Below are 24,241 nucleotides of genomic sequence, written 5' to 3' on the forward strand. Positions count from 1 at the left end.
CGCCCCGCGGACGGCTCGAATGCGCCGCCCCGTACAGACGGCCGCACTCAAGTCTGCCAGGGCGGCAGGGTCCCCGTAACCTCCCGCTCAGCTCCCCAGCTCGACCAGGAGCGGGGGCGCGTGCTCACCGTCCACCGTCGTCAGCGACAGGACCGCGTGCCCGGCGGGCAGCTCGTAGGCCAGCTCCGACGCGGACCAGCGCTCCCGCTCGACCCTCCGTACGGTCACGGCGTCCCTGGTCACGGCCTTGCCGGTGACGAGCTTGCGCAGTCCGTGCAGGGCGCGGGTGAACGGCTGGTCCGCGAAGACGGCGTGCTGGGCGACCTCGCGGGTCTCCACCCACTCCTTGCCCCACACCTCGGCGAAGCGCTTGCCGTCCCAGGTGGTGACCCCGCTGAACGCCATGCAGCAGCCGACCGCCCCGAGCAGCGCGGTGTGCAGCCCCTCGGGGACGTCGTCCACGGTCCGCAGCGTCAATACCGCCCCCGCGTTGACCGAACGCAGCCTCCGGACGCCCCGGACGGTCTCCGCGGTGACCGTCTGCGTGGCGTCGTCCAGGACCAGGCAGACGAAGAGCGACCGGTCGGCACGGGCGGCGGCGATGGCCGTGAACTGGGCGAGGACGAGCCGGCTGAGCAGCCGGGAGGCCTCGGCGTGCGCCCGTTCCGGCAGGTCGATCCTGACCCGGAGCGGCAGGTGCTCCAGGGACCTCAGCGAGAAGGGCCTGGCCCCCTGCCCGGTGGCGAAGAAGGGCGCGAAGGCGGGCCGGTCGAGCAGGGCGATCCGGTCGGCGAGCACCGGTCCGGGGTCTCCGGCGCCGCCCCTCTGCCGGGTGCGGGCCTCCAGCTCGCGCAGCATGGCCTGGTGGCCGCCGGCCGCGAGCCTCTCCCGCAGCGCGTCGAGGGCGGTGAGGTCCCCGTCCAGGAGCTCCCGCAGGGCCGGTACGCCGGGGAAGTGCCCGTGGACGGCCCGGTAGGGGCCGAGCAGCTGGGCGAGGACGGTGGCGGCGCGGCGGCTGTCGAGGTGGGTCACGTCGCCGACGAGTCCCTCGGCGAGCACGCTCGCGGCCTCGTCGGGATCGGTCGTGCCTCCGTAGAGGTCGAAGTCGTGCGCGGAGGCCGGGTCGCCGATCCTCACGACGACGTCGAACGCCTCGTCGGGACCGAGCTCTCCCCCGGCGCCGCCGACGGCGAGGACCGCCGCACGCCCGGCGAGCGCCTGCAGGGCGAGCGACTCGACGACCGGCCTGACCAGCCGGGCGGACTTGCCGGCACCGGGCGGGCCCACCGCCAGCAGCGAGGTGCCCAGCAGCGCCGGTTCCAGGGCGATGCCCGAGCCCCGGCGGGCGTACGGGTTGCGCGGGTCCTCCGCACAGCTGCCGAGCCGGACCTGGCCGGTCAGCAGGTCGTGCCGGGCGGTGCGGAGCGGCAGGTCACGGGCGCCCGAAGGGTGCAGGGCCGCGGCGCCTCCGGCGCGCAGGACCGCTTCGTCGAGGGCTTCGATGCGCTCCGGGTGCCCCCGGCCCACCGCCCAGGCGTGACGCAGGCGCGCGACATCGACGTCGTTCATCCGGCCGGTGCGCACCTCGGCGGCGAGGGCGTCGGCCGCGTCGGTCCGGCCCGCCGCGCGCAGCTCCGGCCACTGGTCGGGCGTGGGGGCCTCGGAGGGCGCCGCCGGTGCGGAGGGCGCGGTGGCGGGGCTCTTCCCCGACCGGTCGGCGAGCAGCCGGCGCCAGCGGCCGAGCAGGGCGAACGGCCAGAGGACCCCGAGGGCGATCAGGGTGTAGATCACGTTGACGACGGCCTGGCTCTGGTAGATCTCGCCGCCCGCGACCGAGGCGACGAGGATCAGGACCGGCCGGACGACCGGCACCCCGTCCTTCCAGACGAGGAGCTCGGCGAGGGCCCCGGCGGCGGCCGTGGCCAGGGCGAGGAAGGGCTGCCCCCGTCCGGCGACGTGCCGCCGGAAGAGCTCCGGCCAGTTGCCCAGGCGTCCGCAGCCGTAGACCAGGAGCCCGAAGAGGACGGCCTCGTAGACCGTGAGGGCGTCCGCGCCCTCGATGGTCCGGGGCCCGCCGAACGTGCCTGCGTACCACCAGTCACCGGGGGTGAAGAGCTTCAGCGGGACGAGCCGGTAGGGGATGTAGCCGTTGCGCCACAGCGACCACAGGAGCAGCCCGCTGAGTGCGGAGATGAGCACGCCGACCAGCAGGGAGCGGTCCGACACGCCCTCGGGTGTCTCCGGCGGGCGCGGGGTGTGCCCGAAGCGCCATACGCCCGGTTCCCGTACGGGCCGCGGGGCGCGGAGCCAAGCCTCGACACCGCCGTCCCCGGCCTGCGGGTGCCGGGGGTGCGGGGCGTGGGCGGGAGGCGGTGGCGCCGCGGGTGGTGGCCCGGCAGGGCGGGGCACCCGGTCCGCGCCCGTGCCCCGTGCGTCGTACGTGCCTTCGGTGTCCATGAACCGCTGCCCCCTGACCAGCCAGGTCCGCCTTCTGCACCGGCCAATCTAGTGCCCGTGCACGGGGAGTTCAGCCATGCAGCCCCACGGCCCGGCGCGGATGTCGTCCGGGGGCCTCTGCGGGGTATCTGTCCGCGGCGGACAAGGACACGCCGCCACCACTCCCGATCGGAGCATGACCGCCGCCCGTGCCCGCCCCTAGCCTGCAGAAACAGAAGCGTCCGAAACACCCCCAGGAGCCCCGCATGTCCGACATCCCGCAGGAGCGCCGCGTCCTCACCGCCATCCCCGGCCCGAAGTCGGCCGAGCTGCAGGCCCGCCGTGTCGCGGCCGTGGCCGCGGGCGTGGGTTCCACCCTGCCGGTCTTCACCGCTCGGGCGGGCGGCGGAATCATCGAGGACGTGGACGGCAACCGCCTGATCGACTTCGGTTCCGGCATCGCCGTGACCTCGGTGGGCGCCTCCGCCGAAGCGGTCGTACGCCGCGCCTCGGCGCAGCTCGCCGACTTCACCCACACCTGTTTCATGGTCACGCCGTACGAGGGGTACGTCGAGGTCTGCGAGCAGCTCGCCGAGCTCACGCCGGGCGACCACGCGAAGAAGTCCGCACTGTTCAACTCGGGTGCCGAGGCCGTCGAGAACGCGGTGAAGATCGCCCGTGCGTACACGAAGCGCACCGCGGTCGTCGTCTTCGACCACGGTTACCACGGCCGCACCAACCTCACCATGGGCATGACGGCGAAGAACATGCCGTACAAGCAGGGCTTCGGCCCGTTCGCGCCCGAGGTGTACCGCGTGCCGGTGGCGTACGGCTACCGCTGGCCGACCGGCCCGGAGAACGCGGGTGCCGAGGCTTCCGCGCAGGCCATCGACGAGATCACCAAGCAGATCGGCGCGGACAACGTCGCCGCGATCGTCATCGAGCCGGTCCTCGGCGAGGGCGGCTTCATCGAGCCGGCCAAGGGCTTCCTCCCGGCGATCGCCCGGTTCGCGAAGGAGAACGGCATCGTCTTCGTCGCGGACGAGATCCAGTCCGGCTTCTGCCGGACCGGCCAGTGGTTCGCCTGCGAGGACGAGGGCATCGTGCCCGACCTGATCACCACGGCCAAGGGCATCGCCGGCGGCCTGCCGCTCTCCGCGGTGACCGGCCGCGCCGAGATCATGGACGCCGCCCACGCGGGCGGCCTCGGCGGGACCTACGGCGGCAACCCGGTGGCCTGCGCGGGTGCGCTCGGCGCCATCGAGACGATGCGCGAGCTGGACCTGAACGGCAAGGCCCGGCGCATCGAGGAGGTCATGAAGGGCCGCCTCGCCGAGATGCGGTCGAAGCTGCCCAACGGCGACATCATCGGCGACATCCGCGGCCGCGGCGCCATGATCGCGATCGAGCTGGTGAAGCCGGGCTCGACGGAGCCGGACGCGGCCGCCGCCGGAGCCCTGGCCAAGGCCTGCCACGCCGAGGGCGTGCTGGTGCTGACCTGCGGCACCTACGGCAACGTGCTGCGCTTCCTGCCGCCGCTCGTCATCGGCGAGGACCTCCTGAACGAGGGCCTGGACGTCATCGAGCAGGCGTTCGCGCGCCTCTGATCCGTGCGGATCGCCCGACGCCGGCCGGCCGCTCCCGGGAGCGGTCGGCCGGCGTCTGCGTGAGCGCGTGTGAAGAAGGTGTGCGGGGGCGATGGCGGGTTACGGTTGTCACTTCCGGCGCCTCCCCCCTCTGACGTACGGTCTTCCCAGATGAGAGAAACACCCCGCCCGCAGGGGACTGCGGGTGATGCCGGACCGGGGCTCCCCCCGCACCGCTCCGGCCGTGCCATCGCGCACACCGCTGGAGCTTCGGGCTCCGGGACTCCTCACCGATCGGATGGCCGCTCGCCCCACACCCCCCGGGGCGCGCGGCAAACCGATCCGACCGGCCACCTCGGAACAATCCCCCCTGTTCCCCGGTGGCCGGTTCTTCTCGTGGTGGCGGCCCTGTCGGCGCTCTTCGCCGTGATCACCTGGCAGGTAGTGGCCGACGGCCCCCTGCTCGGTCCCGACGAGCGCCTCGGCCTGGAGCTGGCCGGCCGGGGCCCCGCCCCGCTCGCCGACCTCTTCGCCGATCTCGGCAACATGCAGGTCGCCGTTCCCGTGCTGGCGTGCGCGGTCGTCGTCGCCTGGCTCCGCGGCGCCGGACGCGCCGCACTCTGCGCCGTCCTGGCCATGGCGGCCGTCCCGGCCCTCGTCGTCCCGCTCAAGCTGTGGACGGACCGTCAGGGTCCGCTGACGGAGGCGACCGGCTACTACCCCTCGGGTCACACGACCACGGCGATGGTGGCGTACGGCGCCGCGGCCCTGCTGCTGGCCCCGTATCTGCGGCGGACATGGGTGACGCTCGTCGCCGCCGTCCTGCTGACGGCGGCGACGAGCGTCGGTCTGGTGCTGCGCGGCTACCACTGGCCGTTGGACGTGGTGGCCGCCTGGTGCCTGAGCGGGATCCTGCTGATCGCCCTGTGGGCGGGGAGCAGGAGCGGTCAGCCGCCGAAGTAGGCGTCGAAGTTCTTCGAGAACTCCCAGTTGTTGAAGCGGTCCCAGTTGATGGACCAGGTCATCAGCCCGCGCAGTCCGCTCCAGGTGCCGTGCGTCTGGTAGGTGCCGCAGTCGGTCTTCTTCGTCAGGCAGTTCAGCGCCTTGGTGACCTCGGCCGGGGAGGTGTGGCCGTTGCCCGCCTGGGTGGACGCCGGGAGGCCGAAGGCGACCTGCTCCGGGCGCAGCGCCGGGAAGACCCGGCTCTGGTCGCCGGCGACGGGGAAGCCGGTGAGCAGCATGTCCGTCATGGCGATGTGGAAGTCGGCGCCGCCCATGGAGTGGTACTGGTTGTCGAGGCCCATGATGGAGCCGGAGTTGTAGTCCTGGACGTGCAGCAGGGTGAGGTCGTCGCGCAGGGCGTGGATGACGGGCAGGTAGGCCCCGGCGCGCGGGTCCTGGCCACCCCAGGGACCGGAGCCGTAGTACTGGTAGCCGAGCTGCACGAAGAACGTCTCGGGCGCCATGGTGAGAACGAAGTCGTCACCGTACTTGGCCTTGAGCGTCTTCACCGCGGAGATCAGGTTCACGATGACCGGGGTGGTCGGGCTGCGGAAGTCGGTGTCGCCCGTGGCGAGCGAGAGCGAGTGGCCCTCGAAGTCGATGTCCAGGCCGTCGAGGCCGTAGGTGTCGATGATCTTGCTGACGGAGGTGACGAAGGTGTCGCGCGCCGCGGTCGAGGCGAGCTGCACCTGGCCGTTCTGGCCGCCGATCGAGATCAGCACCTTCTTGCCCGCGGCCTGCTTGGCCTTGATGGCCGCCTTGAACTCCGCCTCGGTCTCCACTCCCGGGCACTCGGCGACGGGGCAGAGCGAGAACCTGATGTCGCCGGAGGTCACGGAGGTGGGCTCGCCGAAGGCGAGGTTGATGACGTCCCACGAGTCGGGCACGTCGGCCATCCGCGTGTAGCCGGAGCCGTTGGCGAAGCTGGAGTGGAGGTAGCCGACGAGCGCGTGGGCCGGAAGGCCCGCGTCGCCGCCTCCCCCGCCGCCCGCCGCCGTCGTGGCGCTCACCGCACCGGACTTCGCGGACTCGCCGGCGGCGTTGACCGCCGTGACCTGGAAGCTGTACGCCGACGAGGCCGCCAGCCCGGTGGCGGTCGCCGAGGTGCCGGTGGTGTCCAGGATCTTCGTGCCGTTGCGGTACACGCGGTAGCCGGTGGCGCCGGCCGACGCCGTCCAGGACAGCGGGACGGAGGAGGCGGTGGCGGTGCCGGCCCGCAGTCCGGTGGGGGTGGCGGGCACGGTGACGGGGGCACCGCCGGGGCCGACGAGGGTGAGGTCGTCGGCGTAGTAGGCGGGGGTGCCGTACCAGCCGTGGGTGTAGACGGTCACCGACGTGGTCGAGGGGCCGGTCCTGAACGTGGTGGTGAGCTGCTTGTACGCGCCGGCCGACTGGGTCCAGGTGGAGACGTCGGTGGTCCCGGTGCCGGACGCCCCCAGATAGACGTAGCTCCCCTGCACCCAGGCGCTGAGCGTGTAGGCGGAGTCCGGCTTCACCGTGACCGTCTGGGAGCACCGGGCGTTGTCGCTCCCCGCCGGTGTCGCCTTCAGTGCCGAACTCCCGCCGTGCACGGGCGTACTGACGACGGCTCCGCTGCCGCCGGAGCAGCTCCAGCCGTCCAGCCCGGCCTCGAAGCCGCCGTTGCGGGCCAGATCGGCGTCGGCCGCTCCGGCGGCCGGGGCCGTGGCGAGAAGGGCGCCGGTGGCGAGAACCACGGCGGAGAATGCGGCAAGAAGTCCGGAAGGTCTCAGGGCTGGTCCGCTACGTTCCACAACAGCCTCCGTGCAAGGGGGGATTGAGCCGTCCGCGCACAACATGGTCCAGACCAATCAGGTTGTCAAGACCTCTGGCGGTGGTTCAGCCCCTTCCTCCCCTCGCGCCACGCGCCGCCGCGGCCTCGTGCAGGGCCAGTTCCAGGAGGGTCGCGTCGGTGAGTGTGCCCGAGCCGTCCGGCGGGATCAGCCATCGCACCCCGCCCACGGTGCTGCCCGGCCGGGGAACGACGATCCACGTCCCCCCGCCGACCCCGCGGATGCCCGTCCCGACCCAGCGGGCCGCCGTCCCCGGAGGCACGAAGAACCCCATCCTGGCGTCACCGAAGTCGGCGAGGACGGGACCGGGCCGGTCGATGAGGCGCGTGAGCACGTCGAGCGTCGGATAGCCGAGTTCCCCCGGGACGATCAGCACGTCCCAGCGCTTCCCGGCGGGAAGGAGCGCCATCCCGTGGGGATCGCGCTCCCACTCCCTCCGGCAGGCGCCCGGATCCGGTGCCACCGATGCCAGCCATGCGACCGCGGCTTTCGCCCCCGTGCCGGTCATGGACGTCCTCCCTCTCCCGTGGGCACCGGCAGGGTCCTGCCGGTGCGTTCACGGGAGAGAGCGCGCGGGGAGCGGATCATGACGCGGGTTCGGGCATCCGTCTCAAGTGACCTGCGTCACCCGGGTCAGCTGTCGAAACCCAGCCCCAGCCGGTCCATGGCCCTCAGCCACAGGTTGCGCTGCCCGCCGTTGCCGTCGGCGCGGGCGAGGGACCGCTTGGTGATCTCGATCCCGGCCCAGGCGAACGGCTCGGGCGGGAACGGCATCGGCTTGGAGCGGACCATCTCCAGACGGGTCCGTTCCGTCTCCTCGCCGGAGAGCAGATCGAGCATCACGTCCGCGCCGAAACGGGTGGACCCGACGCCCAGCCCCGTGTATCCGGCGGCGTACGCGACACGTCCCCGGTGGGCCGTGCCGAAGAACGCGGTGAATCGGGAACAGGTGTCGATCGCGCCGCCCCAGGCATGCGTGAAACGCACTCCGGAAAGCTGGGGAAAATATTCGAGGAACTGCCCCGCGAGTTTCAGGAACGTCTCCGGACGCTGGTCCAGATCGGCGCTGAGCCTGCCTCCGTACGGATAGATGGCGTCGTATCCGCCCCACAGGATCCGGTTGTCCGCGGAGAGCCGGAAGTAGTGGAACTGGTTGGCGCTGTCGCCGAGCCCCTGACGGCCCTTCCAGCCGACGGAGTCGAGCTGCTCCGGGGTGAGCGGCTCGGTCATCAGCGCGTAGTCGTAGACCGGCACGGTGAAGGGGCGCACCCGCTTGACCAGCGAGGGAAAGATGTTGGTCCCGAGCGCGACCTTACGGGCGAAGACCCGTCCGTAGGGGGTACGGACGGCCATTCCGGGGCCGGAGCGGACGAGGTCCAGGCCCCGGGTGTGCTCGTGGATCCGGACTCCGAGATCGAGGCAGACCCGCTTGAGGCCCCAGGCGAGCTTGGCCGGATGCAGCATCGCGACACCGCGCCGGTCCAGGAGCCCGCCGAGGAAGACGGGCGAGTCGACCTCGGCGCGCAGGGCGTCGCGGTCCAGGAACTCCACACCGGTGATGCCGTGCTCCTGGATCTCCCGGTGCCATTCCCGCAGCTCCTGGAGCTGGTGGGGCTCGGTGGCGACGTCGATCTCACCGGTCCGCTCGAACTCGCAGTCGATGCCGTAGCGGGCGACGGCCTCCTCGATGGCGTCGAGGTTCCGCGCGCCGAGCTCCTCCAGGGTGCCGATCTCGTCCGGCCAGCGCTCCAGGCCGTTGGACAGGCCGTGGGTCAGGGAGGCGGCGCAGAATCCGCCGTTGCGGCCCGAGGCCGCCCAGCCCACCTCGTTGCCCTCGATCAGGACGACGTCGCGGCCGGGGTCGCGCTCCTTGGCGAGCAGGGCCGTCCACAGTCCGCTGTACCCGCCGCCCACGACCAGGAGGTCGCAGTGCTCGTTCCCGGTCAGGGCCGGCTGGGCCTGCGGCTTCCCGGGGTCGTCGAGCCAGTAGGACACGGGACGTGCGTGGCGAAGCGATTCTGCGGCGGTACGCATGGCATCCGGGGCCATGGTTTCCAACTCCTTCTGGTGCTATTTTCCCGCATTGCTCTTCCGGCGGCTCGATACGAGCTGACCGCCGAGAACCATCAGTACGGCGATGGCGAACATGGCCGTGCCGATGACGTTGATCTGCACAGGTGTTCCACGCTGGGCCGATCCCCAGACGAACATGGGGAAGGTGACCGTGGAGCCCGCGTTGAAATTGGTGATGATGAAATCGTCGAAGGAGAGCGCGAAGGCGAGCAGCGCTCCCGCGGCGATGCCGGGCGCGGCGATGGGGAGGGTCACCCGGACGAACGTCTGGACGGGGCCCGCGTAGAGGTCGCGGGCGGCCTCCTCCAGCCGCGGGTCCATCGACATGACGCGTGCCTTGACCGCCGTCACCACGAAGCTCAGGCAGAACATGATGTGGGCGATCAGGATGGTCCAGAACCCCAGCTGGGCGCCCATGTTGAGGAAGAGCGTGAGCAGCGAGGCGGCCATGACGACCTCGGGCATGGCCATCGGCAGGAAGATCAGCGAGTTGATCGTGCCGCGTGCCCGGAACCGGTAGCGGACCAGCGCGAAGGCGATCATGGTGCCGAGCGCGGTGGCCCCCAGCGTCGCCCAGAACGCGATCTGGAGCGACAGGGAGAGCGACCCGCACATGTCGGCGACCCCGCAGGGGTCCTTCCACGCGTCCAGGGAGAACTGCTGCCAGGAGTAGTTGAAACGCCCCTTCGGCTTGTTGAAGGAGAACACCATCACGACGACGTTCGGGAGGATCATGTACGCGAGGGTCAGCACACCCGCGAGCACGACGAGATTCCGGCGTATCCATCGGAGTACGGGCATCAGACCAGGTCCTCCGTGCCGGAGCGGCGGATGTAGACGGTGACCATCAGCAGGACGATCGCCATGAGGATGAACGAGAGGGCGGCGGCCGTCGGATAGTCCAGGACCCGCAGGAACTGGCTCTGGATGACGCTGCCGACCATCTTGGTGTCGGTGGAGCCGAGGAGTTCCGCGTTGACGTAGTCGCCGCTGGCCGGGATGAAGGTCAGCAGGGTGCCCGAGACGACGCCCGGCATGGAGAGCGGGAACGTCACCTTGCGGAACGTGGTGGCGGGGGTGGCGTAGAGGTCGCCCGCCGCCTCGTGCAGCCGGCCGTCGATCCGCTCCAGAGAGGTGTAGAGCGGAAGGATCATGAACGGCAGGAAGTTGTAGGTGAGACCGCAGACGACGGCCATCGGTGTGGCCAGGACGCGGTTGTTCTCGGTCCAGCCGAGCCAGCTGGTGACGTCCAGCACGTGGAGGGTGCCGAGTACGTCCACGACCGCGCCGCCGTCGGCGAGGATGGTCTTCCAGGCGAGCGTGCGGATCAGGAAGCTGGTGAAGAACGGCGCGATGACCAGGACGAGGACCAGGTTGCGCCAGCGGCCCGCCTTGAAGGCGATCAGATACGCCAGCGGGTACCCGAGCAGCAGGCACAGGACCGTGGCGGTGCCCGCGTAGAGCAGGGACCGGACGAACTGCGGGTAGTAGTCGCGCAGGGCGTCCACGTACGTCTGGAAGTGCCAGGTGACCTCGAAGCCCTTCTCCAGCGAGCCGGTCTGCACCGAGGTCGAGGCCTGGTAGACGAGCGGCAGGGCGAAGAAGACGACCAGCCACAGGATGCCGGGGAGCAGCAGCCAGTAGGGCACGAGCCGTTTGCGCGTGGAGGGCTTGTGGAGCTTCGGCTCCTCGGGTCCGGTGGGCGGCGCGGGCGGCGCCTCGGTGAGGCTCACGCCGCGTCCTCCACGCTCGCCGCGCCCGCGTCGATGTCCTGGTCCGCGTCGAGCCCGAAGGTGTGGGCGGGGTCCCAGTGCAGGACGACCTCGGAGCCGGGAAGGAGCCCCTCGCGCCGGCCGACGTTCTGCTCGTACACCTGGAGGGTCTTTCCGGCCGGGCTCTCCACCACGTACTGGGTGGAGACCCCGATGAAGCTGGAGTCGACGACACGGCCGGTGACACGGTTGCGGCCGGCGGCTATCGCGTCCGCGTCGTCCGCGTGGGCCAGGGATATCTTCTCGGGCCGGATGCCCAGCAGGAGGCGCCCGCCGGTGGTGGCCGGCGCCTGGCACCGCTCGCTCGGCAGGGTGAGCTTCCCGCCACCCGCCGCGACGACCACCTCGCTGCCGGTGGAGACGATCTCTCCCCCGATCAGGTTGGAGGTGCCGAGGAAGTTGGCGACGAACGTGGTGCGCGGGTTCTCGTAGAGGTCGGCGGGGGCGCCGAGCTGCTCGACCCGGCCGCCGTTCATCACCGCGACGGTGTCGGCCATGGTCATGGCCTCCTCCTGGTCGTGCGTGACGTGGACGAACGTGATGCCGACCTCGGTCTGGATGCGCTTGAGCTCCAGCTGCATCTGGCGGCGCAGCTTGAGGTCGAGGGCGCCCAGGGGCTCGTCGAGGAGCAGGACCTGGGGGTGGTTGATGAGCGCGCGCGCCACGGCGACGCGCTGCTGCTGACCGCCGGAGAGCTGGTGGGGCTTGCGGTGGGCGAAGTCGCCGAGCTGGACGAGCTCCAGCATCTCGTCGACCTGCTTCTTCACGGACTTGATGCCGCGCCGCCGGAGGCCGAAGGCGACGTTCTCGCTGACGTCGAGGTGCGGGAAGAGCGCGTAGCTCTGGAAGACGGTGTTGACGGGCCTCTTGTACGGGGGGAGACCGGTGATGTCGCGGCCGCCCAGCGAGACCGTGCCGGTGGTCGCCTCCTCCAGGCCCGCGATCATGCGCAGGGTGGTGGTCTTGCCGCAGCCGGACGCGCCGAGCAGGGCGAAGAAGGAGCCCTGCGGGACGGTCAGGTCGAGGGGGTGCACGGCGGTGAAGGAGCCGTAGGTCTTGCTGATCCCGGTCAGTCGGACGTCGCCGCCCGCTGTCTGCTGCTGTGTCATGGGTCGCGGTCCCGGTGGTGTCGGAGGGAGAACGGACGGGGAGGCGGGCAGGTCAGGCGCCGATGAGCTTGGCGAACTTCTCTTCGTACGCCGTCTCTTCCGCGGAGCTGAGGGAGCGGAAGGCCCGTGACTTCGCGGCCATGGCCTTGTCCGGGAGGATCAGCGTGTTGGACGCCATGGATGCGTCGATCTTCGCGAGCTCCGCGGCGACCCCGTCCACGGGACAGACGTAGTTGATGTAGGCGGCGAGCTGCGCGGCGACCGGGGGCTCGTAGTAGTAGTCCATGAGCTTCTCGGCGTTGGTCTTGTGCCGTGCCTTGGCCGGGACCAGCATGTTGTCGCTCGAGGTGATGTAACCGGCGGCCGGGATCGCGAACTTGATGTCCGGGTTGTCGGCCTGCAACTGGATGATGTCGCCGGCCCAGGCCACGCAGGCCGCGATGTCGCCCTTGCTGAGGTCGGCGGTGTAGTCGTTGCCGGTGAAGCGGCGTATCTGCTTCTTGTCGACGCCCTTCTGGAGACGTCCGACAGCGGCGTCGTAGTCGGCGTCGGTGAACGACCCCGGGTCCTTGCCCATGTCCAGGAGGGTCATGCCGACCGAGTCGCGCATCTCGGAGAGGAAGGAGACCTTGCCCTTGAGCTTCGGGTCGTCCAGCAACTGGGTGATGGAGTCGACCTTGCGGCCGCCGGTGGCCTTCGCGTTGTAGGCGATGACGGTCGGGATGCCGGTCCAGGGATAGGAGTAGGCGCGTCCCGGGTCCCAGTCGGGGGTGCGGAACTGGGGCGACAGGTTGGCGAACGCGTGGGGCAGGTTGGCGTGGTCGAGTTTCTGCGCCCAGCCGAGCCGGATGATGCGGGCGGCCAGCCAGTCCGTCACGATGATGAGATCGCGTCCGGTTTCCTGGCCCGCCGCGAGCTGCGGTTTTATCTTCCCGAAGAACTCGACGTTGTCGTTGATGTCCTCGGTGTACTTGACCTTGATCCCGGTGCGTTTCGTGAACGCCGCCAGGGTCGGACGGCTCTTCTCGTCCTCGCTGACGTCCATGTACTCGGTCCAGTTGGAGAAGTTGATCTGCTTCTCCGCCGCGGAGTGGTCGTCGGAGGCCGCCGCGGCGTCCCCCTCCCGCCTGGCGGGAGGAATGCCGCACGCGCTCAGGGTGCCGAGGCCGCCGAGCGCGAGTGCGCCCGTGCCCGACGCCCTGAGAAGCGAACGGCGGGTGAGGGCACCCCGCCCGCCGGTGAGGCTGCGCCTCATCGCGGCGAGCTGGGGCGCGGAGAGGCGCTCGGGCTCGTACTGCTCCATACGCGTTGCCCTTCCGGGTGGGTGGGGCCGCCGGCCAGCGGCCGCTTTCTATCGGTCCCCGAAGACGGTGCGGTGCCAGTCCTTCCGGGCCACCGCGGTGTTGTCGTACATGACGTGCTTGACCTGCGTGTACTCCTCGAAGGAGTACGACGACATGTCCTTGCCGAAGCCACTGGCCTTGTATCCGCCGTGCGGCATCTCGCTGATGATCGGGATGTGGTCGTTGATCCACACGCAGCCGGCCCTGAGCTCCCGGGTCGCGCGGTTGGCCCGGTACAGACCGGTGCTCCAGGCGGAGGCGGCGAGTCCGTACGGGGTGTCGTTGGCGAGGCGGATTCCCTCGTCGTCGGTGTCGAAGGGCAGCACGACCAGGACCGGGCCGAAGATCTCCGCGCTGACGATCTCGCTGTCCTGGGCGGCTCCCGTGATCAGGGTCGGCCGGTAGTAGGCGCCGTCGGCGAGTGCGCCGCCGGGCGCCTCACCGCCGGTGACCACGGTGGCGTGGGCGCGGGCGCGCTCGACGAAGCCCGCGACACGGTCGCGCTGCTGATGGCTGATCAGCGGTCCGAGGTCGGTCGACGGGTCGAAGGGGTCGCCGAGCCGCACACGCTCCATCAGCGCGGCCGCACCGCTCACGAAGGCGTCGTACAGGGGGCGCTGCACGTAGGCCCTGGTGGCGGCCGTGCAGTCCTGGCCGGTGTTGATGAGGGATCCGGCGACGGCCCCGTTGACCGCGGCGTCGAGGTCGGCGTCGTCGAACACGAGGAACGGCGCCTTGCCTCCGAGTTCCAGGTGCAGGCGCTTGACCGTCTCCGTGGCGAGCGAGGCGACCCGCTTGCCGACGGCCGTCGAGCCGGTGAAGGAGACCATCACGACGTCCGGATGGCTCACGAGGTGCTCACCCGCGTCCCGGCCGGCCCCGGAGACGATGTTGACGACACCGTCGGGGATGCCTGCCTCCGTGGCGGCCTGCGCGAACATCAGCGAGGTCAGCGGCGTGATCTCGGCGGGCTTCAGCACGATGGTGTTGCCCGCCGCGACGGCCGGGAGGATCTTCCAGGCCGCCATCTGGAGCGGGTAGTTCCAGGGGGCCACGGACCCGATGACCCCGAGGGGCTCACGCCGTACGTAGGAGGTGTGGTCGCCGCTGTACTCCGCCGCCGCCTTCCCCTCCAGATGGCGTGCGGCGCCGGCGAAGAAGGAGGCGTTGTCGGCCGTGCCGGGCACGTCGAACTCGGTGGAGAGCTTGAGGGGCTTGCCGCACTGCAGGGATTCGGCGTACGCGAAGTCGTCGGCCTGCTCGGCGAGTACGCCGGCGAAGCGGTGCAGCGCCTCGGAGCGTTCGCCCGGGGTGAGTCCCGACCAGCCGGGGAACGCCTCGCGGGCGGCGGCCACGGCGGCGTCGACGTCGTCGGTGCCGGCCAGTTCGTAGCGCAGGACCGTACGGCCCGTGGCGGGGTCCACCACGTCCTGGTGGCGTCCCGATGTGCCGCGGCACAGCCGTCCGCCGATGTACTGCGCCCCCTCGACGAAGCGGTCCTGCACCTGGAATCCGTTGCCCATGACGCTCTCCTCCGCCGTCCCCCTGACCAGGGGCGGCGTAGCTTCTTCGCGAATTGAGTGCCGATCCTGACAGAGGGACCCTCCACCAACAAGTGATTCCGTTGTTTCCTTTTGGTTACGCGACGGAATCTGTCGACGTTGTGTCGCGTGAACACGGAAATCCCCATACCTGCTGTCAGTGGCGGATGCCAGACTCGGCTGCCATGGGACAGGAACACATGGACGGTCTGCTGGCGCGCACGGCACGCGGTGAGCGTGTGAAGTACCTGCCGTTCTGGGGACACAGGCCCCGCCCGGACGGCGGGCTCGGGGAGAGCTGCCTCAGCCAGTGGTGGCCGGCCCCGTTCACGGTGGACTCGGTGACCTATGCATCGGCCGAGCACTGGATGATGGCCGGCAAGGCGCGGCTCTTCGGCGACGCGGAGGCCGAGGCGCTGGCCGTCGCGGCGAGCAGCCCCGCGGCGGCCAAGAAAGTGGGCCGGCTGGTCAAGGGCTTCGACGACGCCACATGGGCCCGGGAGCGGTTCGCCCTGGTCGTCGAGGGCAGCGTCCACAAGTTCGGCCAGGATCCCGCGCTGCGCGCGTACTTGCTGGGCACGGGTGAGCGCGTCCTCGTCGAGGCCAGCCCGATGGACCGCATATGGGGCATCGGCCTCACCAAGGACGATCCCCGCGCCGCGGATCCGGCGTCGTGGCGCGGGCTGAATCTGCTGGGCTTCGCGCTCATGGAGGCGCGGGAGCGGCTGCGCGCCGGGTGACGCGGCCCGTGTCCGGGGCCCGGGGACACGTGCCCCGGGCCCGGAGGGTGTTCGCGCGAGGTCAGTGCGAGGTGCCGAGGACCAGTGACGTCGCGTAGGGGTCGTAGTCGTAGTCACTGCCGGACTCGTCGTTGGCGACGGCCCAGATCAGGAATCCGAGGAAGATCGCGCTGATGACGATCGAGATCGATCCCAGGATGATCCCGGCGAGCGCCATGCCGCCGTTGGTCGCCTCGCCCCGCTTGGCGCGGCCCCGGCCGATGATGCCGAAGATCAGGGCGAGGATGCCCAGGATGATGCCGAACCCCCACATGCAGAAGCCGACCACCGCGATGATCCCCAGGACCATCGCCGCGATCCCCAGCCCGTTCGCCGGCGCCGGGGCCCAGGGCTGCTGGCCCGCGTAGCCGGGGTATCCCGGGTAGCCGTAGGACGCCGAGGGTGCGGCCGGAGCGGCCGGGTAGCCGTACGACGCGGAGGGTGCGGCGGGAGCAGCCGGATAGCCGTACTGGCCGGGCTGTCCCGGGCCGTTCGGACCGACCGGCGGCGCGGGCACCGACGGCTGCTGCGGGCCGAAGGCCCCGGCGGGACCGGGTACGGGTGCGGTGCTCCCGTCGGCGCTCGGCATCGACGTCATCGTCGGCTGGTCGTGTACGGCGGGCGGAACCGCGTCCGCGGGCTGCTTGCCCAGCTCGACCCTGCTGTCCGGCGGAGCCCACGGATCGCGCGGCGCGCCCTCGCCGCCGGGCTGTTGTGTGTTGTCTGACATGGGCCTCCCCCATCGTGGTCCCGCCATGCTACGGCCCGGCCTCCGGCCGCAGGCCCCCGCCTACGATGATCGGTGCAGCCGGTACACCCGGCCTGATCCAGAGAACCGGGAGTATCCGATGAGTGATCTGCACCCCTTCATCGCGGGGCTGCCCAAGGCCGAGCTCCACGTCCACCACGTCGGGTCGGCCTCGCCCCGCATCGTGGCGGAACTCGCCTCGCACCACCCCGACTCCAAGGTCCCCACGGACCCGGAGGCGATCGCGGACTTCTTCACCTTCACCGACTTCGGGCACTTCATCGACGTCTATCTGTCGGTCGTGGACCTGGTCCGCACCCCGGAGGACGTCCGGCTGCTGACCTTCGAGATCGCCCGGGACATGGCGCGGCAGAACATCCGGTACGCGGAGCTGACCGTCACGCCGTTCAGCTCGACCCGCCGGGGGATCCCGGAGCAGGGCTTCATGGAGGCCATCGAGGACGCCCGCAAGGCCGCCGAGGCCGAGCTCGGAGTCGTCCTGCGCTGGTGCTTCGACATCCCGGGCGAGGCAGGGCTCGAGGCCGCCGAGGAGACGACCCGGCTCGCCGTCGACCTGCGCCCCGAAGGACTGGTCTCCTTCGGCCTGGGCGGGCCCGAGGTCGGGGTCGACCGCCCGCAGTTCAAGCCCTACTTCGACCGCGCGATCGCCGAGGGCCTGCACTCCGTCCCCCACGCCGGGGAGACCACGGGCCCGCAGACGGTCTGGGACGCGCTCATCGCACTGCGGGCGGAGCGCATCGGGCACGGGACCAGCTCCGTGCAGGACCCGAAGCTGCTGGCCCATCTCGCCGAGCACCGCATCGCCCTGGAGGTCTGCCCGACGTCGAACATCGCCACCCGGGCGGTCGCGGACCTCGACCGGCACCCGATCAGGGAGATGGTCGAGGCGGGTGTCCTCGTCACCGTCAACAGCGACGACCCGCCCATGTTCGGCACCGACCTCAACAACGAGTACGGGGTGGCCGCCCGTCTGCTCGGCCTGGACGAACGCGGCCTGGCGGACCTGGCGAAGAACGCGGTGGAGGCCTCCTACCTCGACCCGGCCGGCAAGCGGGCGCTGGCCGCGGAGATCGACACGTACACGACGAACTGGCTGGCGGCCCCGGGCCGGTGACCCCTGCGGTCACAATGGCCCCATGACCACCACCGTCACCGCCGTGGCCCACCGCGGCGATCCCTACCGTGCCCGCGAGAACACGCTCCCCTCGGTCCGCTCCGCGGTGGACCGGGGGGCGGACGCGGTCGAGATCGACGTCCGCGTCACCCGGGACCGGGTGCCCGTGCTGCTCCACGACTCCACGCTGAAGCGCCTGTGGGACCACGACGTCCGTCTGGACCGGCTGGACCACCGGGAGCTGACGGAGAGGACCGGCGGCGGGGTGCCGACGCTGCGCGAGGCGCTCTCCGCCGCCGGCGACCGCCGGATCATGCTCGATCTGCCCGGGGCGACCGACGCGTCCGTACGCGAGATCGTCGGCGTCGTGCGGGAGTGCGGGGCGCGGGAGCGCGTGTACTACTGCGCGGACACGCACGCGATGCTGAAGGTGCGCGCCGCCGATCCGTCCGCGGAGATCGCGCTGACCTGGACGACGCTCGCGCCGCCGCGCGCCGTACTGCTCGAAGCGGTGCGGCCCCGCTGGCTGAACTACCGTTTCGGGCTGCTGAGCCGTGCGCTCGCCGACCGCGTCCACGCCGACGGGCTGCTGGTCTCCGCGTGGACGGTCGACACCCGGCGCACGATGCGACGGCTGCTGGCGTACGGCGTCGATTCGATGACCACCAACAGGATCGACGCGCTCAGGGCCCAGCTGGCCGACTCCGTTCCGCGCGAGGCTCCTTGATCGGTCCGGCATCATTGGGCCGTCCGTACCGTCCCTGACCCCAGGAGCCGACGTGACCGAGCCCGGTCCCCGTACCGCACCCTCCCGTGTCCGTGCCGACATCGCCCACAACGCCCGGGTGTGGAACCACTGGCTGGGCGGCACCGACAACTACGCCGTGGACCGCGTGGTGGGCGACCGGGTCACCGGCATGTATCCGAGCATCGGCGAAGTGGCGCGTGCCGACAGGGCGTTCCTGGGCCGTACGGTGCGCCATCTGGCCGGTGACGCGGGGATCGGCCAGTTCCTGGACATCGGCACCGGACTGCCGACCGCGGACAACACCCACGAGGTCGCCCAGCACACCGCGCCCGACGCGCGGGTGGTCTACGTCGACAACGACCCGATCGTCCTGGCCCACGCGCGCTCCCTGCTCACCAGTTCGCCCGAGGGCGCCACCGAGTACGTCGAGGCGGACGCCCGGGACCCGGAGCGGATCCTGCGCGCGGCCGGACGGACCCTGGACCTCCGCCGCCCGGTCGCGGTGATGATGCTGGGCATCCTCAACTTCGTCCTGGACACGGACGAGGCGCGGGGCGTCGTGACGACGCTGATGGACGCCCTGCCTCCGGGCAGCCACCTGGTGCTCACCCATCCCACGCTGGAGCTGGGCGGCGAGGGCAACGAGGCCGCGATGCGCTTCTGGAACGAGAACGCGACCCCGCCGATCACCGCCCGCAGCCGGTCCGCGTTCGCGTCGTTCCTCGACGGACTGGAGATCCTCGAACCGGGCATCGTGTCCTGCTCCCGCTGGCGGTCGGGCCCCTCGCCCCGGACCCCGGAGGTCGCGCAGTTCGGCGCGGTGGGCCGGAAGCCCTGAAGCGAGGGCCTGCCTCCGGCCGGCCGGGCGGGCGGGAAGACGGGCGGCTCCCTCGGGCCGACCGGTCTCACGCCGTCACGGCGGTCGCCTCCAGGCGCTTGATCATGCGGCGGACGACGAGCAGCGGGACGACCCCGAAGACCCCGAAGGACATGTCGATGACGGTCCACCAGAAGGGGATGTCGCGGATCGGTCCGCAGATCAGGGCGAGCGGGATGATCCCGGCACAGGCGATCATCCCGAACTCGATCACCCAGATGTTGCGGACCGGGTCACGGTAGGGGCCGTAGAAGGCGACCGCGATGACGAGGTGGGCGAAGGCCAGCCAGTCGGTGCCGTACAGGACGAAGGGGTGGTTCGCATCGGCCTCGTCGAGGCCGGTCCGGACCCGGGTGATCCATTCGGTGAGGGCCGGGAAGTGCTCGGGGGCGGGGGAGGCGGAGGAGTTCAACAGCTCCTCGGCCCAGCGGAGTTCGGTGACCAGCGGGAAGGCGGTCAGCCCGCTGAGCACCAGACAGACGATGAAGACGACCAACCACACGCGTATGCGCCGCAAGAGGGCTCGCTCGCTCATGTCCGCAGCGTACGCCCATCATGAACACGTTCAAAAACAAGGGTGCCGCCCCGCTCCCGCGCCTTCCCGGCCGCGGTTCCCGCGCCTTCCCGGGCGCATGGGCCCCGCCTCGGTTCGGCGGCCGGCGCAGACGCCGGGCCGGGGTCGCGGCCGTACCCTGAGGAGGCTCGTCGCTCCACCGCCCCCAGGAGACCCCCTTTGGACACCACACCGCTGCCCTCGCTCCTGGAGGAGTATCCGGTCGTCGCCAGCGTCAAGGACGAAGCCGATCTCGACGCCGTACTCCGCTCCGACTGCCGGATCGTCTTCCTTCTCTACGGCACCGTTCTCGACCTGCCCGCGGTCGTGCAGCGGCTCAAGGACGACGGGCGGATCGTGCTCGTCAACGTGGATCTCCTCGAAGGCTTCGCCGGCAAGGAGATCGTCGTCCGGTACGTGAAGGAGAGGACGGCGGCCGACGGAATCCTCAGCTCCAAGGCGTTCATGGTGCGCGCCGCGCGCGGGCTCGGGCTCTACGCCGTCCACCGCTTCTTCCTCATCGACTCGCTCTCCTACCGCAATCTCGCCCCACAGGTCCGCATGTCGAAGGCGGACTGCGTGGAGATCCTTCCGGGGTGCATGCCACGGGTCATCTCCTGGGTCGTCGCGGACATCGACGTGCCGCTCATCGCAGGCGGTCTGGTCTGCGACCGGGACGACGTGTTCGCCGCACTGAAGGCGGGAGCGAGCGCGATCGCCTCCTCGAACCACGAGGTCTGGGCGATGTGAAATCGGGGGTTGACACGGCCGACACCCCCGATTTACTTTTGCGGAGCGGCCTGCGGAAGGGCCGCCCGCACACTGCATCCACAATCGCATATCGGCTTCCGGAGCCAGGCCTTCTGGCCTCTGTTCCGGGGCAGTTACTAGAGACCAGAGAACAGTAACTCCTTCCCGTCGGGGAGAGTTGCTGTTCTTTTTTTGTGCCCTTTTCAGGCACCGGCCTGTCCTGCATTTCCACAAAGAGGTGGTGAGCGCCGTGACCAAGTCCCAGAAGTGGGTCAGCTTCCTGATCCTGTCGATGACCTGCGGGGTCATCTATCAGGTCGCATACATTCGGTTCGTGTTCCTGGGACCCGCGGCGCAGGCGCTCGATCTCTCGGCACAGAACTACGCCAACATCATCTCGGTCTTCGGTGTCGTCGCCATGGTGATGTACTTCTTCGGCGGCTGGTTCGCGGACAAGTTCTCACCGAAGACCCTCATCGTGACCGCACTGACCGGCACCGGCATCGCCGATCTCTATCTCGGGACCGTGCCCGGATACTGGGGAATTCTCGCCGCGCACGTCCTCATGGCCGTCGTCGGAATGGGCCTCTACTGGTCCGCACTGGTGAAAGCCATCGGAATGCTGGGCGATTCCTCGGAGCAGGGCCGGCTCTTCGGTTTCCTGGAGGGCGTGCGTGGTGTCACGTCGACGGTCGTCGGCTTCGTGGGAACCGCCGTCGTCGCGGCGAGCGTCGCCGAGGCGGCGGGGGTGCTGTGGCTGATCCGCATCTACGGCGTGCTGTGCTTCGTCTACGCCGCGCTCGTGTGGCTGTTCGTGAAGGGCGACGAGCGGCGGCTCGCCGACCTGGGTTCCAGCACCGTCACCCTGCGCCAGCTCTGGCGGGCCGCGCGCAACAGGTACACATGGCTGATCGGCGGCACGGTCATGCTGATGTACTGCTTCTACACCACGCTCGGCTACTTCTCGCCGCTCCTGGAGCACCGGTACGGCATGGCGGCCTCACTCGTCGGTGTCATCGGTGTCGTACGGACCTATGTCTTCCAGTTCGTGGCGGGACCCGCCGGCGGTGTCGTCGTGGACAAGGTCACCCGGTCCACGCCGCGCTTCCTGCGCTGGATGTTCGCGGGCTGCGCCGCCGTCGCCCTGGCCTTCCTCGTCCTGCCCCGTGACTCCGCCTACACATGGGTGGCGCTGGCCCTGATGTTCGCGCTGTGCCTGCTGGTGTTCGCCAGCCGGGGCGTCTACTGGGCACAGGTCGGCGAGATGGAGATCCCCAGGAACGAGCGCGGCGGCGTCATCGGCCTCGCGTCCGGGTTCGCGTATCTGCCGGACGCGTTCCTGCCGGCCGTGAGCGCCTGGTGGATCGGCGACCCGTCGGCGGAGCCCGCGGTCCCCGAGCACGGCGGCGGCTACACCACGCTCTTCCTCTTCCTGTTCGCCATGGCACTGATCGGCGTGGGCCTGACCACGCTCACCGACCGCACCCGGCGCCGTGAGCTGTCCCGCGCCGGCCGGAACCTCCCACAGGCGGCGCCCGTGACCGCCTGAACCACCCGCCGCACTCCCCCGACCCGCACACCGCACCGCACCGCACCGCACCAGAAAGAGCGAACTCCCGATGGACATCACCGAGTTCAACCGTGACTTCTTCTCCCTCGACGGCAAGAACGCCATCGTGACCGGCGGCAACACCGGCCTGGGCGAGGCGTTCTCCCTCGCACTCGCCAAAGCCGGTGCCAATGTGTTCGTGCCGTCGGTGACCGGCGACGACGGCACGACGCGGAAGCTGATCGAGGCCGAGGGGCGCCGCATGGAGTTCCTGGAGGCCGACCTCACCGCCCCCGGAGTCCCGAGGCGGATCATCGAGGGCTGCGTGGACGCCTTCGGCTCGGTCGACATCCTGGTGAACTCGGCGGGCATCTGCAACATCGCCGACGTCGAGCAGTTCGACCGGGCCCAGTGGGACCCGATGGTGAGCGTGAACCTCACGGCCCCGTTCGAACTGAGCCACGAAGCGATCCGCTTCATGGTCCCGCAGCGCTCCGGCAAGATCGTGAACATCGCGTCGATGTTCTCGTTCCTCGGCGGCCAGTTCTCTCCCGCGTATGCCGCGACCAAGCACGGCATCGCGGGCTTCACCAAGGCGTACTGCGACGAGCTCGCACAGCACAACATCCAGGTCAACGCGATCGCACCCGGCTACTTCGCCACGAAGATCACCGAGGCCACCAGGGCCGACCCCGAGGCCGGCCGTCGCGTCCTGGACCACATCCCCGCCGGCCGGTGGGGCGAGGTCGCCGACCTGATGGGCGCGGCGGTCTTCCTGTCCTCCCGCGCGTCGGACTACGTCAACGGCCACGTGCTGCCGGTCGACGGCGGCTACCTGGTCCGCTGAGTCCTCCGCACCGCACCCCCTGTTCGTCCCACCACCCCCCACACCGAACACAACGAGGTTGATCACCATGGCCCAGTCGCTCTCCACGCTCACCCGCGACGACATCGTCGCCCGCCTCACGGCCCTGCTCACCCCGGAGCAGATCGTCACCGACCAGGAGGAACTGAAGCTCGCGAGCGTCGACCGGTTCAAGAAGTACCAGTCGGTGCACGGCATCTTCGACGGCCCGATCCCGGCCGCCATCGTCAACGCGCGCTCCACCGAGGACGTGTCGAAGGTGCTGGCCTTCGCCGACGAGCACACGATCAACGTGGTGGCCCGCACCGGCCGGACCGGCACCGAGGGAGGACTGGAGACCGCGGTCGAGGACACCATCGTGCTCGACGGCTCGGGTCTCGACGAGATCATCTCGGTCGACGTCGAGAACATGCAGGCCACCGTGCAGTGCGGCGTACCGCTCCAGGTGCTGGAGGACAGGCTGCGCGAGCAGGGACTGACCACCGGGCACTCCCCGCAGTCCAAGCCGCTGGCCCAGTACGGCGGCCTGGTCTCCACCCGGTCCATCGGCCAGTTCTCCACCCTGTACGGAGCGATCGAGGACATGGTCGTCGGCCTTGAGGCGGTCTTCCCCGACGGTTCGGTCACCCGGGTGAAGAACGTTCCGCGCCGCTCCGCGGGCCCCGACATCCGGCACATCGTCATCGGGAACGAAGGTGCGCTGTGCTACATCACCGAGGTCACCGTCAAGATCTTCCTGTACCAGCCGGAGAACAACGAGTTCCACGGCTTCCTGGTCGACGACATGGCCACCGGCATCAAGGTGATCCGCGAGGTCGTCACCAACGGCTTCAAGCCGTCGGTCGTCCGTGTCTACTCCCCCGAGGACGCCCGTCAGCACTTCTCCCACTTCTACAAGGACAAGGTCGTCGTCGTCTTCGTGGCGGAGGGTCCCAAGGGCCTCGTGCGCGCCACCAGTGAGGAGATCGAACGCGTCGTCGGCCGCTACCCGCACGAGAAGGTCGACCCGCGGCTCATCGAGGAGTGGTTCGACCACCTCAACTGGGGCGTCGACAAGATCGAGGCCGAGAAGCAGGTCATGCTGGCCAAGGCCGAACTCGGCTACACCACCGAGGTCTCCGTCGACTGGTCGCACACCGTCGAGCTGTACGAGAAGGTGATCGGCCGCATCCGCGCCGAGTTCCCGGCCGCCGACGACCTCGTGATGCTGGGTGCCCACTCCTCGCACAGCTACCAGACGGGTACCAACCTGTACTTCGTCTACGACTACAGGATCGACTGCGAGCCGCGTGAGGAGATCGAGAAGTACCACATCCCCCTCAACGCGATCATCGTCGAGGAGGCCCTGAAGGTCGGGGGCTCGATGGTCCACCACCACGGCATCGGCAAGTACCGAGCCCCCTGGACCGCCCAGGAGCACGGCAGCGCGTACGCGATCCTCGCCAGGCTGAAGGAGACCTTCGACCCGAACGGGATCATGAACAAGGGCACGATCTTCCCGATCGGCTCCTGACCGGCCGGTTCCCGTGACCCCGGGCGGTCCTCCTCCCGGGGTCACGCTCCT

At 70.2% G+C, this 24,241-nt stretch carries 21 protein-coding genes; 10 read left to right on the top strand and 11 right to left on the bottom strand.

The window, feature by feature from the left end:
- Positions 1–87: 87 nt before the first annotated feature.
- The gene (locus tag ACFC51_RS00290) at positions 88–2,457 is read right to left on the bottom strand and encodes an ATP/GTP-binding protein (protein WP_376526248.1); all 2,370 of its coding nucleotides are present in this window, start codon (positions 2,455–2,457) and stop codon (positions 88–90) included.
- A gap of 245 nt (positions 2,458–2,702) precedes the next feature.
- On the opposite strand from ACFC51_RS00290, the gene gabT reads away from it, so the two are divergent.
- Both gabT and ACFC51_RS00300 read left to right on the top strand, forming a co-directional pair.
- On the top strand, positions 2,703–4,043 hold the full coding sequence (gene gabT / locus ACFC51_RS00295) for a 4-aminobutyrate--2-oxoglutarate transaminase (RefSeq protein WP_376379735.1): 1,341 nt from the start codon (positions 2,703–2,705) through the stop codon (positions 4,041–4,043).
- Between the two features lie 375 nt (positions 4,044–4,418).
- Positions 4,419–4,985 carry a phosphatase PAP2 family protein gene (locus ACFC51_RS00300; protein ID WP_376526251.1) on the top strand — a complete coding sequence of 189 codons (567 nt, stop codon included), beginning with the start codon at positions 4,419–4,421 and terminating at the stop codon, positions 4,983–4,985.
- Here the strand turns inward: ACFC51_RS00300 and ACFC51_RS00305 are convergent.
- The 8 genes from ACFC51_RS00305 to ACFC51_RS00340 all read right to left on the bottom strand — a co-directional run bounded on the left by ACFC51_RS00305 (position 4,970) and on the right by ACFC51_RS00340 (position 14,655).
- Complete coding sequence (locus ACFC51_RS00305) at positions 4,970–6,796, bottom strand: chitinase (RefSeq protein ID WP_376377691.1); 1,827 nt, start codon at positions 6,794–6,796, stop codon at positions 4,970–4,972. The two genes, ACFC51_RS00300 and ACFC51_RS00305, sit on opposite strands and share 16 nt — an antisense overlap.
- A gap of 85 nt (positions 6,797–6,881) precedes the next feature.
- On the bottom strand, positions 6,882–7,343 hold the full coding sequence (locus tag ACFC51_RS00310; RefSeq protein ID WP_376526254.1) for a hypothetical protein: 462 nt from the start codon (positions 7,341–7,343) through the stop codon (positions 6,882–6,884).
- A gap of 125 nt (positions 7,344–7,468) precedes the next feature.
- Complete coding sequence (locus tag ACFC51_RS00315; protein ID WP_376377695.1) at positions 7,469–8,884, bottom strand: NAD(P)/FAD-dependent oxidoreductase; 1,416 nt, start codon at positions 8,882–8,884, stop codon at positions 7,469–7,471.
- A 21-nt stretch (positions 8,885–8,905) separates the two neighbouring features.
- On the bottom strand, positions 8,906–9,709 hold the full coding sequence (locus ACFC51_RS00320) for an ABC transporter permease (RefSeq protein ID WP_376377697.1): 804 nt from the start codon (positions 9,707–9,709) through the stop codon (positions 8,906–8,908).
- On the bottom strand, positions 9,709–10,641 hold the full coding sequence (locus ACFC51_RS00325; RefSeq protein ID WP_376526257.1) for an ABC transporter permease: 933 nt from the start codon (positions 10,639–10,641) through the stop codon (positions 9,709–9,711). The genes ACFC51_RS00320 and ACFC51_RS00325 overlap by 1 nt, the downstream gene beginning before the upstream one ends.
- Complete coding sequence (locus tag ACFC51_RS00330) at positions 10,638–11,789, bottom strand: ABC transporter ATP-binding protein (protein ID WP_376377700.1); 1,152 nt, start codon at positions 11,787–11,789, stop codon at positions 10,638–10,640. The genes ACFC51_RS00325 and ACFC51_RS00330 overlap by 4 nt, the downstream gene beginning before the upstream one ends.
- A 52-nt stretch (positions 11,790–11,841) precedes the next feature.
- A complete protein-coding gene (locus ACFC51_RS00335; protein WP_376526259.1) occupies positions 11,842–13,092 on the bottom strand; it encodes a spermidine/putrescine ABC transporter substrate-binding protein in 1,251 nt (416 codons plus the stop codon).
- 48 nt (positions 13,093–13,140) lie between these two features.
- A complete protein-coding gene (locus ACFC51_RS00340) occupies positions 13,141–14,655 on the bottom strand; it encodes a gamma-aminobutyraldehyde dehydrogenase (RefSeq protein WP_376377704.1) in 1,515 nt (504 codons plus the stop codon).
- 218 nt (positions 14,656–14,873) lie between these two features.
- Between ACFC51_RS00340 and ACFC51_RS00345 the strand changes: the two genes are divergently transcribed.
- Positions 14,874–15,413, top strand: a complete 540-nt coding sequence (locus tag ACFC51_RS00345; protein ID WP_376377748.1) for an NADAR family protein — start codon at positions 14,874–14,876, stop codon at positions 15,411–15,413.
- A gap of 61 nt (positions 15,414–15,474) precedes the next feature.
- Here the strand turns inward: ACFC51_RS00345 and ACFC51_RS00350 are convergent, their stop codons facing one another.
- Positions 15,475–16,182 (bottom strand): DUF4190 domain-containing protein, encoded by a 708-nt coding sequence (locus ACFC51_RS00350; RefSeq protein ID WP_376377706.1) that lies wholly within the window; start codon positions 16,180–16,182, stop codon positions 15,475–15,477.
- Positions 16,183–16,300: 118 nt separating this feature from the next.
- On the opposite strand from ACFC51_RS00350, the gene ACFC51_RS00355 reads away from it, so the two are divergent.
- From ACFC51_RS00355 to ACFC51_RS00365, 3 genes are read left to right on the top strand one after another with little or no spacing between them, the layout of a single operon-like run.
- Entirely contained in the window at positions 16,301–17,335 is a 1,035-nt protein-coding gene (locus ACFC51_RS00355; protein WP_376377708.1) for an adenosine deaminase, read from the top strand.
- Between the two features lie 22 nt (positions 17,336–17,357).
- Entirely contained in the window at positions 17,358–18,062 is a 705-nt protein-coding gene (locus ACFC51_RS00360; RefSeq protein ID WP_376377710.1) for a glycerophosphodiester phosphodiesterase, read from the top strand.
- A 52-nt stretch (positions 18,063–18,114) separates the two neighbouring features.
- Complete coding sequence (locus tag ACFC51_RS00365) at positions 18,115–18,921, top strand: SAM-dependent methyltransferase (protein ID WP_376526262.1); 807 nt, start codon at positions 18,115–18,117, stop codon at positions 18,919–18,921.
- Positions 18,922–18,988: 67 nt separating this feature from the next.
- On the opposite strand, the gene ACFC51_RS00370 is transcribed toward ACFC51_RS00365, so the two are convergent.
- Entirely contained in the window at positions 18,989–19,495 is a 507-nt protein-coding gene (locus ACFC51_RS00370) for a hypothetical protein (RefSeq protein ID WP_376377714.1), read from the bottom strand.
- A gap of 198 nt (positions 19,496–19,693) precedes the next feature.
- On the opposite strand from ACFC51_RS00370, the gene ACFC51_RS00375 reads away from it, so the two are divergent.
- The 4 genes from ACFC51_RS00375 to ACFC51_RS00390 all read left to right on the top strand — a co-directional run bounded on the left by ACFC51_RS00375 (position 19,694) and on the right by ACFC51_RS00390 (position 24,190).
- Positions 19,694–20,263 (top strand): glycerol-3-phosphate responsive antiterminator, encoded by a 570-nt coding sequence (locus ACFC51_RS00375; protein ID WP_376526265.1) that lies wholly within the window; start codon positions 19,694–19,696, stop codon positions 20,261–20,263.
- Positions 20,264–20,513: 250 nt separating this feature from the next.
- The gene (locus ACFC51_RS00380; RefSeq protein WP_376377718.1) at positions 20,514–21,812 is read left to right on the top strand and encodes a nitrate/nitrite transporter; all 1,299 of its coding nucleotides are present in this window, start codon (positions 20,514–20,516) and stop codon (positions 21,810–21,812) included.
- 70 nt (positions 21,813–21,882) lie between these two features.
- Positions 21,883–22,659, top strand: a complete 777-nt coding sequence (locus ACFC51_RS00385) for an SDR family NAD(P)-dependent oxidoreductase (RefSeq protein WP_376377720.1) — start codon at positions 21,883–21,885, stop codon at positions 22,657–22,659.
- A 67-nt stretch (positions 22,660–22,726) separates the two neighbouring features.
- Positions 22,727–24,190, top strand: coding sequence for an FAD-binding oxidoreductase (locus ACFC51_RS00390; protein WP_376377722.1), 1,464 nt, complete (start codon positions 22,727–22,729; stop codon positions 24,188–24,190).
- The last annotated feature ends 51 nt before the right edge of the window (positions 24,191–24,241 follow it).

The organism is Streptomyces sp. NPDC055962 (genome assembly GCF_042270185.1).
Lineage (GTDB): Bacteria > Actinomycetota > Actinomycetes > Streptomycetales > Streptomycetaceae > Streptomyces.